The 15,191-nt window shown below is 70.1% G+C and carries 11 protein-coding genes; 3 read left to right on the top strand and 8 right to left on the bottom strand.

Features of this window, described 5'->3' with window-relative positions; all coding sequences use genetic code 11:
* Window positions 1-66: 66 nt before the first annotated feature.
* Window positions 67-1,506, bottom strand: coding sequence for a hypothetical protein (locus CW359_RS14970; protein WP_105970415.1), 1,440 nt, complete (start codon window positions 1,504-1,506; stop codon window positions 67-69).
* Between the two features lie 122 nt (window positions 1,507-1,628).
* On the opposite strand from CW359_RS14970, the gene CW359_RS14965 reads away from it, so the two are divergent.
* The gene (locus CW359_RS14965) at window positions 1,629-2,279 is read left to right on the top strand and encodes a carbonic anhydrase family protein (RefSeq protein WP_157968543.1); all 651 of its coding nucleotides are present in this window, start codon (window positions 1,629-1,631) and stop codon (window positions 2,277-2,279) included.
* Here the strand turns inward: CW359_RS14965 and CW359_RS14960 are convergent.
* The 7 genes from CW359_RS14960 to CW359_RS14930 form a co-directional block, all read right to left on the bottom strand.
* Window positions 2,254-3,342: an alpha/beta fold hydrolase gene (locus tag CW359_RS14960; protein WP_105970413.1), complete on the bottom strand. Its 1,089-nt coding sequence runs from the start codon at window positions 3,340-3,342 to the stop codon at window positions 2,254-2,256. The two genes, CW359_RS14965 and CW359_RS14960, sit on opposite strands and share 26 nt — an antisense overlap.
* A 170-nt stretch (window positions 3,343-3,512) precedes the next feature.
* Complete coding sequence (locus CW359_RS14955; RefSeq protein WP_105970412.1) at window positions 3,513-4,619, bottom strand: hypothetical protein; 1,107 nt, start codon at window positions 4,617-4,619, stop codon at window positions 3,513-3,515.
* 83 nt (window positions 4,620-4,702) lie between these two features.
* On the bottom strand, window positions 4,703-6,781 hold the full coding sequence (locus tag CW359_RS14950; RefSeq protein ID WP_105970411.1) for a beta-galactosidase: 2,079 nt from the start codon (window positions 6,779-6,781) through the stop codon (window positions 4,703-4,705).
* Entirely contained in the window at window positions 6,778-8,109 is a 1,332-nt protein-coding gene (locus tag CW359_RS14945) for a glycoside hydrolase family 36 protein (RefSeq protein ID WP_105970410.1), read from the bottom strand. The genes CW359_RS14950 and CW359_RS14945 overlap by 4 nt, the downstream gene beginning before the upstream one ends.
* Window positions 8,110-8,146: 37 nt before the next feature.
* Window positions 8,147-9,055: a carbohydrate ABC transporter permease gene (locus CW359_RS14940; RefSeq protein WP_105970409.1), complete on the bottom strand. Its 909-nt coding sequence runs from the start codon at window positions 9,053-9,055 to the stop codon at window positions 8,147-8,149.
* The gene (locus tag CW359_RS14935; RefSeq protein ID WP_105970408.1) at window positions 9,052-10,050 is read right to left on the bottom strand and encodes a carbohydrate ABC transporter permease; all 999 of its coding nucleotides are present in this window, start codon (window positions 10,048-10,050) and stop codon (window positions 9,052-9,054) included. Before CW359_RS14935 ends, CW359_RS14940 begins: the two co-directional genes overlap by 4 nt.
* Window positions 10,047-11,360 carry an ABC transporter substrate-binding protein gene (locus CW359_RS14930; protein ID WP_105970407.1) on the bottom strand — a complete coding sequence of 438 codons (1,314 nt, stop codon included), beginning with the start codon at window positions 11,358-11,360 and terminating at the stop codon, window positions 10,047-10,049. The genes CW359_RS14935 and CW359_RS14930 overlap by 4 nt, the downstream gene beginning before the upstream one ends.
* A 367-nt stretch (window positions 11,361-11,727) precedes the next feature.
* On the opposite strand from CW359_RS14930, the gene CW359_RS14925 reads away from it, so the two are divergent.
* Entirely contained in the window at window positions 11,728-13,005 is a 1,278-nt protein-coding gene (locus tag CW359_RS14925) for a glycosyltransferase 87 family protein (protein ID WP_105970406.1), read from the top strand.
* Window positions 12,956-15,187: an AAA family ATPase gene (locus CW359_RS14920; RefSeq protein ID WP_232838397.1), complete on the top strand. Its 2,232-nt coding sequence runs from the start codon at window positions 12,956-12,958 to the stop codon at window positions 15,185-15,187. The genes CW359_RS14925 and CW359_RS14920 overlap by 50 nt, the downstream gene beginning before the upstream one ends.
* Window positions 15,188-15,191: the final 4 nt, after the last annotated feature.

Genomic DNA, 15,191 nt, shown 5'->3' with positions numbered 1-15,191 from the left:
CGTCGCCCACAGGCCCTCGGTGTCCTGCGGGAGCCACCCTGCGCGGCGGCACGGAATGACACCAGGTCAGTCGGCAGTCGGCGGATTCGGTACCCCGGCGAGGTCGAGTAGGCGGTGCATGGTTGTGGGTGGCAGGGCCGGGTTCGCGGCGGCGTCTCGGGCCGAGTCGGGGAGGCCGAGGCGGCGGTGCAGTTCCTGGGTGGGGAGTCGGGGGTCCCGGCGGGCCCAGACGCCGACGTTCGGATCGTCGATCAGCCGCAGGATCAGGTCGGGGCCGGCCTCGGGGTCGTACAGCGCGGCGTGGCGCAGGCGGGGGTTGGGGTGGTCGGCGAAACGGGCCAGGCCGGCTCTGGCGAAGTTCGGGTGGCTCGTCAGGAAGCTCCACTTGAGGCCGTGCCAGTAGGTGTACATCTCCAGTACGAGTTCGTGCGGGGCCTGTTGGCAGGACTCGCACAGGGTGAGCTTGACGAAGAAGTCCTCGTCCGCCGCCAGGAGTTCCACCACGTCGGCGGGCAACAGCCGCTGTCCGGCGATGCTCCGCCGCAGCAGGACGTGCCCGGAGGCGGCGGCCCGCCGGGCGACCTCCGGTTCGTGGCCGCGCTCCACGATCCAGCGCGGAGCGGTGTGGTACCCGCCCGGCACGACATACGCGATGGCGGCGCGCTGCTCCTCCGTGAGGTCCTCACGCATCGAGAGGCAGAGCCGGACGTGGTCGTCGGGGTCGTCGGTGAGGCGCAGGGCGAGGGCGGTGGGGACACCGGGGTCCTGGGCGGCCTTGGCCCGTACGAGCGGATCGGGGTCGCGGACTCGGGCGGCGGGGTCGGGCTGAGGATGGGGCCGGGGTTCCGGTTCGTTCGGGAACAACTCGGCCACCGCGGCGCGGACTTGGGGCTCGGGGTCGGCGAGCAGCAACTCGCGTACGGCGGGCGGGAGTTGCGGCCACAGTTCGGGGGTGAGGGCGGCGGCCCGTACCGACGCGTCCTCGTCCTGGGCGAGCCGCGCCCGTACGGGCACCGGCAGGGGCCACCGCGCGGCCGTCCGCCGGACCTTCGCCTCGCTGTCGCCGGCCAGGATCTCCGGCACTCCGTCCGGTACGCGCCGGCCGAAGTCGCCCATGAGCACCGCGTAGACGAAACGGACCCGGGGTTCCGGATCACGAGCGAGCCGCGCCAGTACGTCGACGTCGGCGGCCGGGTTCTCCGCCACGTTCCGCCGGTGCTCGACCTGCGGGGAGCCCACCAGTACGGCTGTCTTCTCCCGGTCGAGTGAGCACTGGGCGAGCCAGAAGGAGACGTACGCGGGAAGTCCCTCGACGGTGAGGAGCCGTGCCAGCACCGATGCGGGCAGCGCGTGGTTGAGCGTCAGCCCACGGAGCCATTCCTGGGCGAGGTCCGGGTTCAGGTCAAGATCCGGGTTCAGGTCAAGATCCGGGTTCAGGTCAGGGTCAACGTCCAGGTGGTCCTGTCTCCCGGCCCGCTCGTCCAGATCTTCGTGTACGTCGCCCATGGCCCCCATCCTCCCTCCGCGCCGTTCGCCCGTGGTCAGCGGTGTCCGGCGGAATCGGGCGGCCCGTTCAGCAGTACGGGTGATCTTGTGAGTCGGGGGTGGCCGCGCGGGGAGGTTGTTTGGTGAGTCCTGCCACCTCGGTGCTGCCGCCGCTGCGTTTCCATCACCCGACGCGGGTCGAACTGGAGCTGCACTACACGGGTCCTGAGCGGCACTGCGGCGGCTGTGTCCGGGAGGACGTCGAGAACACCGTGAAGGCCCTTCCGATGAAGGACAAGAAGTATCTGCTGAGCGTGGGCGACCAGGAGCCCTATGTGCTGGAGGACGTGCACTGGCACACGCCGTCCGAGCACACCGTCGGCGGGGTGGCCTTTCCGCTGGAGCAGCACATGAAGTACATGCGGGAGGACCGGTCGGGGGCGGCCGAGTACACGGTCGTCGCCGTCTTCGTGCATCCGGGGCAGGCCAATGACTCCCTGGACCGGCTGCTGTCCTCGGTCCGCCGGGCCGAACACCCCGGGGTCCGCTGGACGGAGTCCGAGGTACAGCTCGACGAACTGCTGCCCTCCTGCACCGAGTCCTACCGCTACGTCGGCTCCACCACCGTCTGCGAGTACACCCCGGGCGTGCGCTGGAACGTACTGACCCACCCCGTGCAGGCGTCCGCCGCCGTGCTGAAGCACTTCCGCGACCTCTTCCCCGAGGGCAACTCCCTTGATGTGCAACGGCTCGGGGACCGGCGGATCGTCAGTGACCGCCATCGGTGGTGGTAGGGGCGGCGGCGGGGAGGGAGTCGAGCCAGGCGGTCAGGAGGGCGTTGGTCTCCGCCGGGCGTTCCTGCTGGAGCCAGTGGCCGCAGCCTTCGAGAAGGTGGGAGCCGGTGAGGGCGGGGAGGGTGACCGGGTAGGCGTCGATCGCGTCGGCCAGCCAGGTGGTGGAGGCGTCCAGGGCACCGCCGATGAACAGCGCCGGCTGGGTGACGGGGGCGCCGGTGTACCCGGCGCCGGTCAGGTCCGCCCAGTCCCGGTCCATGTTGCGGTAGCGGGCGAGGGCGCCCGTCATGCCGGTGCGCTCGAACTCCTCGGCGTAGACGTCGAGTTCGTGGTCGGGGAGCCAGGCGGGGCGTCGGTCGCGGGGGAAGCGTTCGCGAAGGCTCCCCTTTCCGCTCCCCTGTCCGCCTCCCTGTCCTCCTCCCTGTCCTCCTCCCGTTCCGCTTCCGCCTCGCGTCACGAAGTGCGGGTCGGGGGCGCCGGGTTCGGGCATGGTGTCGGCGGAGAGGGCGGCGTAGAAACCGGCCAGCCAGCCTCGTACGTCGGGCTCGATCTCGGCCTCGGCGCGACCGGGCTCCTGGAAGTAGGAGACGTAGAACTCCTCGTCCTCACCGCCGACTTGCGCGAACACCTCGCTGGGGCGCGGGCCGCCCGGCGGGGTGTACGGCACGCTCAGCAGCGCGACCGCGCGGAAGGCGTCCGGACGGACCAGGGCGGAGGTCGCGGCGATCGTCGCGCCCCAGTCGTGGCCGATCAGTACGGCGGAGGTCTCGCCGAGGGCGTGCACGACGGCCACGTTGTCCTCGACCAGGTCGAGCATCCCGTACGCACTCGTCGCCTCGGGGCGCGAGGAACGGCCGTACCCGCGTACATCGATGGCGACGGCGCGGTATCCGGCGGCGGCGAGGGCGGGGAGCTGGTGCCGCCAGGAGTACCAGGACTCCGGGAAGCCGTGGAGCAGGAGGACCAGCGGCCCGCTGCCCTGTTCGACCAGGTGGATACGGCCGGCGGGGGAGGGGACGAGGCGGTGGGTGAGGGGGTGGAGGTGGGAGTGGGGGTGGGGCATGGGGGCTCCGTACGTCGTCAGTGAGCGGGAGCGGACGTCGGCGTCACGTCAACGGCAAGCGTGGGGTGGGGTGTCGGACGTACGCGAGGCCTGTTGCCGTTTCGGCAAACCGGCCTCCACGGGCCCGCCCATCCGCACACCCGTGCACCGAGGCCTGTACCGAGGCATCGTCAGCGCGTGGCGAGGAGTGCGACGAGTACGGCGGTCACCAGTACCGCCGTCGCGATGCCCGCGCCCAGCACGACCCTTGGGCGTGAAGGCCGTCGGACGACCTCGACGACGCCGGTGGTCTCAGTTCCCGCGCGGCCCGGGAACGCGAAGTACACCCAGTTCGGGCGGTCGTTGACGGTGATCCGGGCGACCGGCAGGTGGCGGAGGGTCGCCCGGCGTCGTACCTCGCCCTGTTTGTGGGCCAGGTGGGGTTCCACGCGGGCTCGGTGGTCGTCGGGCAGGTCGGGCGGGAGTTTCGCCGTGATGTCCGTCAAAGGGGTCTCGCGCCAGCCGCCCTGGCGGTAGGTCGGCCACCAGAGGTAGGCCCGGGCCCGCTCCTGTTCGCGGTCGGGGACCACGGGGTGCGTGATGTGCGCCTCCGTCCACGTGGTGAAGAAGCCCGTGCCCTTGCACTCCTCGTGGCGGAAGTTCGTCGCGCCCTTGCAGGACTCGCACTGCCGAAGTCCCGTCCCCGCGCAGGCCGGACAGTCCACGATCTGGCGGCCGGCGCAGCCGGGGCAGGCCGCGTTGTGCGAGCCGCAGCGCGCGCACTGCACTCGCGGCCCCGAAGTGGTCCTGGACGGCTGCCGGTTGCGCGGCCCGAAGGCCGTACGCGAGCCCCCGCAGCTCAGGCACGCCGCGTCACCGCCCCCGCAGCCGGCGCAGTCGACCTTGCGCACGCAGTCCTGCGTGCCCCGCCCGCCGCAGTCCCCGCACCCCTGCTTGCCGCCCTCGCAGTCCGCGCACGGCACCTCGGCGATCGAACCGGCCATCACCAGTTCCACCCTCGGCGAGGACCCGAACCCCTCGGGCACCGGCACCTGTTCGGTGGCGAGGTCGGTGCAACTCGGCCGCTTGGAGACCTGCTTCAGCTTCTTCCCCGGCAGCCGCTGCGGCACCCCGCCCCGCCGGACCTCGAACCGCCGCACGATCCGGAAGTCGAGCAACGGTTGCCGGGACAGCTCCGCCGTGCCGGGCACCAGCAGCCGTACGGAGGAATCGCCCTTCGCGGAGAAATAGCGCTCGACGGCCCGGAGGAAGTCTTCGTCGGACGGCGGCGTGGCCAACCCTGCCCCCTGGTCAACTCAGCGATCCAGGACAGCAGGCTATGGGCCATCTGATGCCCCATCAAGAGGGCCTGTCCATGCGCCTATCGGCGCCCGCCCCGAGCCTCCCTCACGACCGCCACCCCACCCGGCGCCACCCGCACCACGCCTCCCACCAGCCGTTCCCCGCTCAGGAGTTCGGTCGCGCCCTGCGCCACCTCGACCTCGGCGCCGTCGCCCGCGTGGTCGATCAGGAAGAGATAGTCGGCGTCCGGCCCCCGCCGCACCACCGCCTCCACCCCCGCCGGAGTCGCCCGCACCGACTCGACACCCGACTCCGCGCACATCCGCCCGAGCAGCGCACCCAGCGTCGACGGGTCCGGCCGCGTCGCCACATACCAACCCACGCCCGCACCCTTGCCCGTACCGACCGAGTTGCGCGTCACCGCCGGGACCCCGGCCAGCGGACCGTCCGTGTACGACAGCACAGCCTCCGCCCCCGGTCCCGCCCCCTCGCCCGTCTCCTCCAGTCGCAGCCTCTCCGACCACAGCGATCCCGTACCGCCCTCCCCCAGCCCCACCGACTCGCCCGGCAGCAAAGGAAACAGCTCGTCCGCCCGCACCCCGAGGGCCTCCCGGAACGCGCCCGGGTAACCGCCCAGCCGTACATGGCAGTTGGCGTCCACGGCCCCGCTGTGGAAGCCGACGGCCAGTGTGCCGCCGCGTTCCGCGAAGCCGATCAGGTTGGCCGCGCCCGCCTCGTCGACCAGGTACAGGCTCGGGGCCAGCACCAGCCGGTACCCCGCCAACTCGTCCCCAGGGCGTACGAAGTCCACCGCCACGCCCGCCCGCCACAGCGGCTCGTACCAGTCCCGCACGAGATCCTGGAAGCGGAGTTCGCCGCTCGGCTGGGAGGGGAGTTCCAGGGCCCAACGGGCGTCCCAGTCCCAGACGATGGCCACCGACGCCGTGCCCGTGCTGCCGCGCACCTCGGCCAATGCCCGCAGATCCGCGCCCAGTTGGACGACGTCCTGCCAGATCCGGCTGTCCGTGCCGGCGTGCGGCAGCATCGCCGAGTGCCACTGCTCGGCGCCCGCCTTCGCGGCCCGCCACTGGAAGTACGCGATGCCGTCGGCGCCGTGGGCGACATGGGAGAGGGCGTTGCGGCGCAACTCCCCCGCCACCTTCGCCCTGTTGACCGGCTGCCAGTTCACCGCGCCCGTGGAGTGCTCCATCAGCAGCCAAGGGCCACCCGCCAGCGAACGCATCAGGTCGCCGCTCAGCGCGATGTCGATCTCCGACTCGGGGTCCGTCGAGCGGAGGTAGTGGTCGTTCGACACCACGTCCAGCTCCGGGGCCCAGCGCCAGTAGTCCAGCGCGTCGAAGTTGTACATCACCATGAAGTTGGTGGTGGCGGGGGTTCCGGGGGCCGCCGCGCGCAGCACGTCCCGTTCCGCCTTGTACAGCGACAGCAACTCGTCGCTGCAGAAGCGGCGCCAGTCCAGCTGGTGGGTCGGGTTCGGGACCGCGCCCGTCGCTCGGGGCGGGATCACCTCGGCCCAGTCGTAGTACCACTGGCTCCAGAAAGTGGTCCCCCAGGCGTCGTTCAGCGCGGCCAGGTCGTCCCCGTACTTCGCCCGCAGCCAGCGGCGGAACGACTCCGCGCTCTCGTCGCAGTAGCAGGCGGGGTTGTGGCAGCCGTACTCGTTGTGGACGTGCCACATCACGACCGCCGGATGCTCCGCGTACCGTTCCGCCAGCGCGCCCGCGATCCGCAGGGCCGCCTCCCGGTAGGCCGGGCTGCTCGGGCAGAAGGTCTGGCGGCTGCCGTACGACAGTCTGCGGCCGTCCCTGTCCACCGGGAGCGCCTCCGGGTGTGCGCGGAAGAACCAGGCTGGAGGTGCCGCCGTCGGGGTCGCGAGGTCGGCCGCGATGCCGTTCTCGTGGAGGAGGTCCAGGAGTCGGTCCATCCGGGCGAAGTCGTAGACGCCCTCGGCCGGTTCGAGCAGGGCCCAGGCGAAGATGCCGACGCTGACCATCGTCACCCCGGCCTCGCGCATCAGCAGCATGTCCTCGGCCCAGACCTCCTCGGGCCACTGCTCGGGGTTGTAGTCACCCCCGTACGCGATGCCGGGGACGGACAGTTCACGCTTCGCCCTTGTCTCCTTCGCCGTCTCCTTCATCGGTCGACTCCGCTCAGCAGACGGCGAGTTGTCTCCACGCCCCACTCGTCCAGGGACAGCAGGCGGTCGCTGGACGCCATCAGGCCGCCGGTCGCCTCGACATGGGCCGCCCAGCGCTCCCGGGTCTCCACGGCCGGGCGGGCCATCAGGCAGTCGGGGTCGTTGACCCAGAGCCGGCCGTGCTGCCACTGGCGTCCTACGCCGGTGAACTCGGCGGCGTCCTGGCCGGGTTGGGAGTAGTAGCCGGCCTCGGGGCGGCGGTGCGGGGCGGTGTCCGCGCTGACCCGCATCGCGTCGAACAGGCCGAGGGAGGGGAGCATCGGGGCGCCGCAGCCGAGGAGATGGGCGTCCGGGCCGATCGCGTCCCGGATCAGGCCGACTCCCGCGCGGTACGCGGCAAGAGCGGCCTCTTCGCCACTGTCGCCGCCCTCGTGTCGTACGCCCGTCAGCGCCCCCGCGTACAGGAAGTCGACCTTGAAGTAGTCGTACCCCTCGGCCCGCAGCGTCGTGAACACCTCGGTGAGGTAGGCCGCCGCGGCCGGGTGGGTCGGGTCCAGGACGTACAGGTCGTGCCCCCAGTTGCGGCCCGCGTGCAGGGGAGCGCCCTCGCCGTCCCGCACCAGCCACTCCGGGTGTTCGGCGGCCAGTTCGCTGCTCGGATCGACCAGGAAAGGGGCCGTCCAGATGCCCGCCCGGCGGCCGTTGGAGCGGATGCGGTCGGCTATCCCGGCGCGGGAGCGGAAGCGGCCGGAGAGGGTGAGCCAGTCGCCGAGGGCCTTCTGGTAGCCGTCGTCTATCTGGACGACGTCGATCGGCAGGTCGAGTACGTCCATCGCACGCAGGTTCTCGTGGATGTCGTCCTCGGTGACCTCGGTGAAGTACTCGTACCAGGAGCACCAGACCGTGGGCGCCGGGCGCGGTGCCGGAAGGCCGAGACCCTCGGCCCAACTCGCCAGCGCCGCCTGGATGTCGCCGTCGTACGACACCTCCGTCACCGGGCCGTCCGCGCTCACCTCGGCGTGACCGGCCGTGAACTCCAGGCGGATGGAGGGGACTTGGCGGGTCGGGTCCGGTGCCGCCCACAGGCGTACCGGGGAGCCGTCGCCCGGGTCCAGGGCCAGCAGGCCCTCGCCCTGGAAGACGCCGTCGGGGACGGGGTGCCCGGGGCGGTAACAGACCGTCGCCCAGTTGTCGTTCGTCGGGCGGTACGGCTTGTCGCCGGGGGCGTAGGCGCCGCTGGGGCTCCAGGACTGCCAGCCCTCCTCGTGGACGAGGGCGTGCCGGACGTCCACGGGTATGGAGGCGACGGGCGTGAAGGGGAGGGGCACTTGTCGTTCTCTTTCGAGCGAGGGTCGCGAGGGGCGTTCAGCCCTTGTTGGCACCCAGCGTCAGTCCGCTGACGAACTGGCGCTGCAGCGCGAAGTACACGATCAAGGTAGGGATCGCGGTCAACAACGCACCCGCCGCCACCAGGTTGGGGTCGGTGAAGTACTGCCCGGAGAGGTTGTTGAGCGCCGAGGTGATCGGCATGTTCTCACCGGTCGAGATGAGCACGATGGCCCAGAAGAAGTCGTTGTAGATCCAGATGGAGAGCAGGGTCGCCAGCGCCGCCATCGCGGGCCGGCACAGCGGCAGCACGATCTGCCAGTACATCCGCCACACCGAAGCGCCGTCGACCAGCGCGGCCTCGGTCAGTTCGTGCGGGAGCATCCGCATGTAGTTGGCCAGCACGAAGGCGCAGAAGCCCGACTGGAACGCGATGTGGATGAGGACGAGGCCGAGCGCGGAGTCGTAGAGCTTGCCCGATTCGGTGATGCCCGGCAGGTCCACCAGCAGGTAGAGGCGGTACAGCGGGGTGATGATGACCTGCTGGGGGAGCAGGTTGCCCGCCGTGAAGATCAGCAGCAGGAACAGGTTGACGCGGAAGTCGAAGCGGCTGACGTAGAAGGCGACCATCGACGACAGGAACAGCGTCAGCAGCACCGCCGGGACGGCGATGATCAGCGTGTTGACGAAGTAGTGCGTCATGTCCGACTGCGTGAACGCGTTGGTGAAGTTCGAGAAGCTCAGCTTGTCGGGCCAGGAGACATAGCCCTTGTCGCTGGTCTCGGCGTAGGGGCGCAGCGCCGCGTACATCGCCCAGAGCAGGGGTGCGAGCCAGGCCAGCGACATCAGGACGAGGAACACGTGCAGCAGCACGCGGCCGGGTCGGACGGGGGCGCGCTGCTTCGCCGACATGGATTTCTGGGATTTCAACGACACCGTGGTGCTCATGCCCGCCGCTCCTTCCGGAAGGTACTGACCAGATACGGGATGATCACGACGAGCGAGATCACCAGCAGGACGACGGCGATCGCGGACCCGTAACCGATGCGGCTGGACTCGCCGATGATGTTGTTGGTGACCAGGATCGACAGCAACTCGGTGCCCTGGGCACCGCCGTTGAAGACGTAGACGAGGTCGAAGGCGCGCAGCGACTCGATGATCGTGACGACGAGGACGATGGTGTTCGTCGGGCGCAGGGTGGGGAAGATGACGTTCTTGAACGTCTGCCACTCGTTGGCGCCGTCGAGCGAGGACGCCTCGCGCAGCGACGGGTCCACGCCCTTCAGACCGGCCAGGTACAGGATCATCATGTAGCCGGTGTGCCGCCAGGCGGCGGCGACGAGGATGGCCCAGAGGTTGAGGTCCGGGTCGCCGATCCAGTCGATGTAGTGGCCGGGTTTGTTGGCGCCGATCAGGCTGTTGATCAGGCCCGTGTCCGGGTTGTAGATCAGCTGCCAGACGAAGCCGATGACTGCCATCGATACGACGACCGGGAGGAAGAAGGCCGTCTGGTAGACCCGGCTGAAGCGGATGTTCTTGTCCAACTGGACGGCCAGGAACAGGCCGAGCGGGGTCGGGATCGCGATGAGTACGACGAACCAGATGACGTTGTGCTGGACGGCCGGCCAGAACTGCGGGTTGCTGTCGAAGAGTTCGCGGAAGTTCTGCAGCCCGACCCACTTGATCGAGCCGAAGCCGATGCCGTCCCAGGTGGTGAAGGCCAGCGCGATCGAGGCGAGGGCCGTCACCCACACGAGGGCGATGTGCAGGAAGGTCGGCAGCCCCGCCATGAAGCCCAGGGCGACCCGGTCCTTGCGGGTCAGCAGCCGCTTGTGCCCCTGGGGCGGCTTGAGCCGCTGCGGGGACGAGGGGGTGCCGGTACCGCCCGGGGGCGGCGCGTCGGCCGCCCCCGGGATCACGGGATTCGTATCGAAGGTGCTCATGACGAGGCGAAGATCGTCTTCTTCTGGCGCTCGATGGACGAGAGCAGGCTGTCGATCCCCTTGGGGTCGCGGATGAACTTCTGCAGCGCCGGCTGCATCACCGTGGAGGTGAAGTCCGGGCGGCTGTCGCGGTCCATGAACTGGGTGAGGCTCTTCGCGCCGGAGATCATCGCGTACGCCTTCTTCTGAAGGTCGCTGTACGACGAGGTGTCGGCCTTCGTGGACGCGGCGACGACGTTCGGGTCGGCCTTGAGGTAGATCTGCTCGGCCTCCGGAGTGCCCAGGAACTCAAGCAGCTGCACCGAACCGGCCTTGTTCTTCGGTGACTTGCTGAGCATGAAGCCGTCGGTGGGCGCCTCGACCGTGTCCTGCCCGAAGGAGGGGTCGATCTCCGGGAAGGCGAAGAAGTCGAGGTCCGCGAGATCGGTCGCGTTCGTGAACTGCTGGCCCACGAAGGTGCCCAGCAGATACATGCCGGCCTTCTTCGAGACGAGCGTCTGGGCCGCGTCCTGCCAGGTCCGTCCGGTCGAACCCTCCTGGCTGTAGGGGAGGATTTCGGCCCAGTTGTCGAACGTGGCGCGAACCTTCGCGTCGGTCCAGGATGCCTTTCCGGCCATCAGCTCGACATGGAAGTCGTAGCCGTTGGTACGGAAGTTGATCTGGTCGAAGGTGCCGAGCGCGGGCCAGGCGTCCTTGTCGCCGAAGGCGATCGGGACCAGGCCGTCCGCCTTCATCTGCTTGCACAGCGCGATGAACTGCGCCCAGGTGGTGGGCACTTCGTAGCCGTTCTCCTTGAAGACGCTCTTCCGGTAGAACATCGCCCACGGGTACGTGTACAGCGGCACGAAGTAGTACTTGCCGTCCGCGCCCTTGCTGAGCTGCTTCATCGCGTCGGGGAAGTTGTCCCCGATCTTCGCCCACACGTCGTCGATCGGGCTGGCCAGGCCCTTGCCCGCGAAGAACTGCATGCGGTAGCCGGCGAACCAGGTGAACACGTCGTCCGGGGTGCCCTGGAGGTAGGAGTTGATCTGCTCCTGGAACGTGTTGTGGTCCTTCGTGTTCACGTCGACCTTGATGCCGGTCTTCTTCGTGAACTCCGCGTAGATCTCAGCGAAGGCCTTCTTCGGGACGGCGTCCGACGAGTTCGAGCCGAGGGTGACGGTCTTCGAGTCGGAACCCGAGTCGCTGTCGCCGCCGCAGGCGCTCAGCAGCGGAACGGCGGCGCCGAGTGCCGCCGCGCCGCCGATCCCGCGCAGCAGGGTGCGGCGGCTGGGACCGGGGACGGACAGACCGGAGGGAGTGTGGTGCATGACGGCTCCTGAGGACAGACCCCCCGAAAAGGGGAGCAGGGTCACGACTACGCTGGGTCCATGCTGATCTAAAACGACCAGAAATCAACTTGACCAAACATCGTGGCGGCAATAAGAGCCTCATGTCCTGTCATGCGTCAAGAGGTGACGCCCGCCGTTCCTGAAACGTGATGGACATCCAGATGTGAAGGTTTGCTAACAGATAGAAGGCAAACAGCCCACGCATACCTCGCTGTCGGCTCCCTCGGCCGAACGGCCGAGCGGCACGCTCGCGCCGGTCACGAACGGTGACCATTCGGCCGAGGCGGGCGGGGTGGTCCGGAAACGACATTGGTGGTGATCACCCCACCGTCGGCCGGAGCCACCCATGTCCAGCACGCTCACCGTCACGGCACCCGCCACAGGGCGCCCCGCTCCGGCACGGCTCCGCTGGGACGTCGTCCACCTGCTGGCCTGTGCCGTCTTCGCCCTCGGCCTGGCACTGGCCACCTCCCTGACCCCGCACCGGGTGTGGGGCGTCTGCGCGGCCCTCGGCTACGGCACGGCGGCGGTCCTGGCCGCCCGCGCCCCGCGCCCCTGGACCGCCGGTCCGCTGCGCGCGGCCACCGTAGGCGCGGTCCTCGTCCCCCTGGCCCTGCTGATACTGCTGGGCGGCGCCCAGTCCGAGGTCGGGGTCGTCGAACACTCGGGCGCCCTGCTCCTGCACACGGGCAGCCCGTACCCGGCCCACCCCGCCACCGTGGACGACTACAACCCGTATCTGCCCGGCATGGCCCTCTTCGGCCTCCCGCACGCCCTCCTGGGCCACACCCCCTTGGCCCCGCTCACGGACGCCCGCCTGTGGTTCTGCGCGGCCTTCGTGACCTGCCTGTACGCGACGACCAGAGCAGGCACGGGACGACCGGCGAACAGGACCACGACCACGGGCATACCCACGCCCACGGGCATACCCCGTACGGCCCTGCTGCTCTCCTTCCCGGCCGTGGCCCTGCCGCTCGCCGTCGGCGGGGTCGACCTGCCGGTGATCGGGCTGATGTGCCTGGGGCTGGCCCTGGCAGCCCGCAGCGGCTCCCGAGGCCCCTGGGCGGGGGTCGCGGCGGGCCTGGCGATGGGCGCGGCGGCGGCCCTGAAGTGGACCGCCTGGCCGCTCCTCCCCGTGGGCCTCGCACTGATCGCCGTCACAGTCGGCCGCCGCACGGCCGTACGGGCTACGGCGACCGCTCTGCTGACGGCAGCGGCGGCTGTCGTGCCGGTCGCGCTGGCCCACCCGCACGCCTTCGTCGAGCACGTCGTGCTGTTCCCGCTGGGCAGGGGCGGCGTCCACTCCCCGGCGACCAGCCCGCTCCCCGGGCACCTCCTCGCGGAGTACGTCCCCGGCGGCTTCGTCCTGGCCGTCGCCCTGCTGGCGGCGAGCGCCGTCGCGGTGACGGCGTCACTGGTGGTCCGCCCGCCGCACACGCTCAGAGCGGCGGCCGACCGTCTGGCCATCGGCCTGGGTCTGGCGATGTGCCTGATACCGGCGACCCGGTTCGGCTACCTCGTCTATCCGATCGTCCTGGCGGTGTGGTTCCGCGTCGGCACCTACGATGAGCGGCGTGATCGAACAGACCGGGACAGGAACGGGCGTATACGGCACGACAGTTGAGGGGGCTCCGGTCGTCGCGGCGGTGCGGCGGGTGCTGCGGGACGGGTTGAACGGCGGGGGCTCCGCGTTCGCGCCGGGGCTGGACATCTGGACGAGCGGCGCGGCGACCGACCTGCGCCGCCGGTTCGTCGACCAGCCCGACGACTCCTCCGACACCTTCCTGGTCAAGCTGGAACGGCAGTTGTCCGGGGCCCCGGACGAGACGATCGTCCTGGCCGCCGAACTCCTCTACGTCAACCTCGTACCGCTGAAGCCGGAACAGATAGGCCTCGCGAGGAAGCGGGAGATCCTGACCGAGGTGCTGTCCTGGGCCGACCGGGAGATCCCGATACCGGCCGAACTGGACGCCCCTCTGGTCGGGTTCATCAACGGTGGGCAGGCGTTTCTCAACTACCGGTGGGCGCAGTTCCAGTTCCTGGTGCTGCTGGTGGAGGAGCTGACGGCACGCCCTGCGCACGTGAGGCGAGAGCTGCTCGAAGACCCCTGGCTCTTCCGCGACACGTGCCGAGCCGTCCGGGCCGGCATGGGCAACAACAAGGCCAGCGCCCAGTTCCACATCCTTCTCGCGCTGGTGTTCCCGGAAGCCTTCCTGCCGATAGCCGTCGGCCAGAGCAAGCAGCGCATCCTGTCCGCGTACAGCGACCGGCTCCCCCGTCTCACCGGCGACGACGACCGCGACCTCCTCACCCTTCGGGGCCTGTTGCAGCCGGAGTCCGACGAACCGGTGAACTTCTACGCCGAACCATGGCTCAGCCACTGGCGCCCCGGTGCCACGCAGGTGGGCCAACAGGGCTGGCTGGTCCGCGGGTTCAACGTCGACGGCCAGAACTTCATCCCGGCATGGCTGGCCCACGGCTACTGCTCGGTCTCCTTCAACGAGATGCCGGAGATCCCCGCCGACTCCGCCAAGCCCGCGATCCGGCAGGCCGTCTCCCTCGGCCTGCCCGAAGCGACCGCCCAGGTCCGCGGCCAGGCCACCGGCCAACTCCACCTGTTCCTAAGCCAGATGAAGCCGGGGGACGTCGTCGTCACCGTCACCCCCGACGAGGTGCACGTCGGCACGGTCGAGGGCCCGGCCCTGTACGACCTCTCCGGCGGCCCCGACCGCGCCCGCCGCCGCCCCGTGAAGTGGGCCACCGCCGACCACCCCCTGCGCCGCGCCGAACTCCCCGAACAGGTGCAGGCCCAGCTCCAACGCCCGCCCACCGTCTACGACATCAGCACGGTCGCCGCCGAACTCGCCGAGGCGGCGGGCCTGACCGACTCCGTGGAGGAGGAGCTGCTGAAGGCCGACGCGACCCGCCCGATCGAGCTGCCGCCGGTCGGCGAGGATCTCGCGGGCGAACTCCTCATGGACGTCGGCTGGTTGCGCGACACCGCGCGCCAGCTGGAGCGGATGCAGCAGATCATCCTGTACGGCCCGCCAGGCACCGGGAAGACCTTCCTGGCCCGGCGCCTCGCCCAGCACGTGGCCGGACCCGACCGCACGAGGCTCGTGCAGTTCCACCCCTCCTACACCTACGAGGACTTCTTCGAGGGGTTCAGGCCGGTGCGCGGCGACAACGGCACCGTGGCCTTCGAGGTGGTGCCGGGACCGTTCAAGCTGCTGGTGGACCGGGCCAGGCAGGACCCGGCCAACCCGTACGTCCTGGTCATCGACGAGATCAACCGGGCCAACCTGGCGAAGGTCTTCGGCGAGCTGTACTTCCTGCTGGAGTACCGGGAGGAGCCGATCGTCACCCAGTACGCGCCGGAGCAGCAGTTCGACCTGCCCAAGAACGTGTACCTCATCGGCACGATGAACACCGCCGACCGTTCCATCGCCCTGGTGGACGCGGCCATGCGCCGCCGTTTCGCCTTCCGCAGGCTCTCCCCGGAGAGCCCGCCCGTCGCCGGTCTGCTGCGCCGCTGGCTCGGCCGCCACGGTCTGCCCGAGCGCCCGGCCGACCTCCTCGACGCCCTCAACTCCCGCCTCGCCGACCCCGACCGGGCGATCGGACCGTCGTACCTGATGAACCGTCAGGTCGCCGACCCCGACGGCCTGGAGCTGATCTGGAGCACCCAGATCCTGCCCCTCCTGGAGGACCAGCTGTACGGCACGGGCGTGGACGTCGAGACGGAGTACGGGCTCGCCGCCCTCACCGCCTCCCTGCCCGCGGCCCTGCCCTCCGCACCGGAGTAACCCC

The organism is Streptomyces geranii (assembly GCF_002954775.1).
In the GTDB taxonomy this organism is placed as follows: domain Bacteria; phylum Actinomycetota; class Actinomycetes; order Streptomycetales; family Streptomycetaceae; genus Streptomyces; species Streptomyces geranii.
The sequence above is the reverse complement of the archived record's forward strand: the minus strand, read 5'-3'. Positions and strand labels throughout refer to the sequence as shown.

Excerpts from the sequence above, each read along its gene's own strand:
- CW359_RS14935 (WP_105970408.1), bottom strand. The coding sequence starts at position 10,050 with ATGAGCACCTTCGATACGAATCCCGTGATCCCGGGGGCGGCCGACGCG.
- CW359_RS14930 (WP_105970407.1), bottom strand. The coding sequence starts at position 11,360 with ATGCACCACACTCCCTCCGGTCTGTCCGTCCCCGGTCCCAGCCGCCGC.
- CW359_RS14925 (WP_105970406.1), top strand. The coding sequence starts at position 11,728 with ATGTCCAGCACGCTCACCGTCACGGCACCCGCCACAGGGCGCCCCGCT.
- CW359_RS14940 (WP_105970409.1), bottom strand. The coding sequence starts at position 9,055 with ATGAGCACCACGGTGTCGTTGAAATCCCAGAAATCCATGTCGGCGAAG.
- CW359_RS14950 (WP_105970411.1), bottom strand. The coding sequence starts at position 6,781 with ATGAAGGAGACGGCGAAGGAGACAAGGGCGAAGCGTGAACTGTCCGTC.
- CW359_RS14970 (WP_105970415.1), bottom strand. The coding sequence starts at position 1,506 with ATGGGCGACGTACACGAAGATCTGGACGAGCGGGCCGGGAGACAGGAC.
- CW359_RS14960 (WP_105970413.1), bottom strand. The coding sequence starts at position 3,342 with ATGCCCCACCCCCACTCCCACCTCCACCCCCTCACCCACCGCCTCGTC.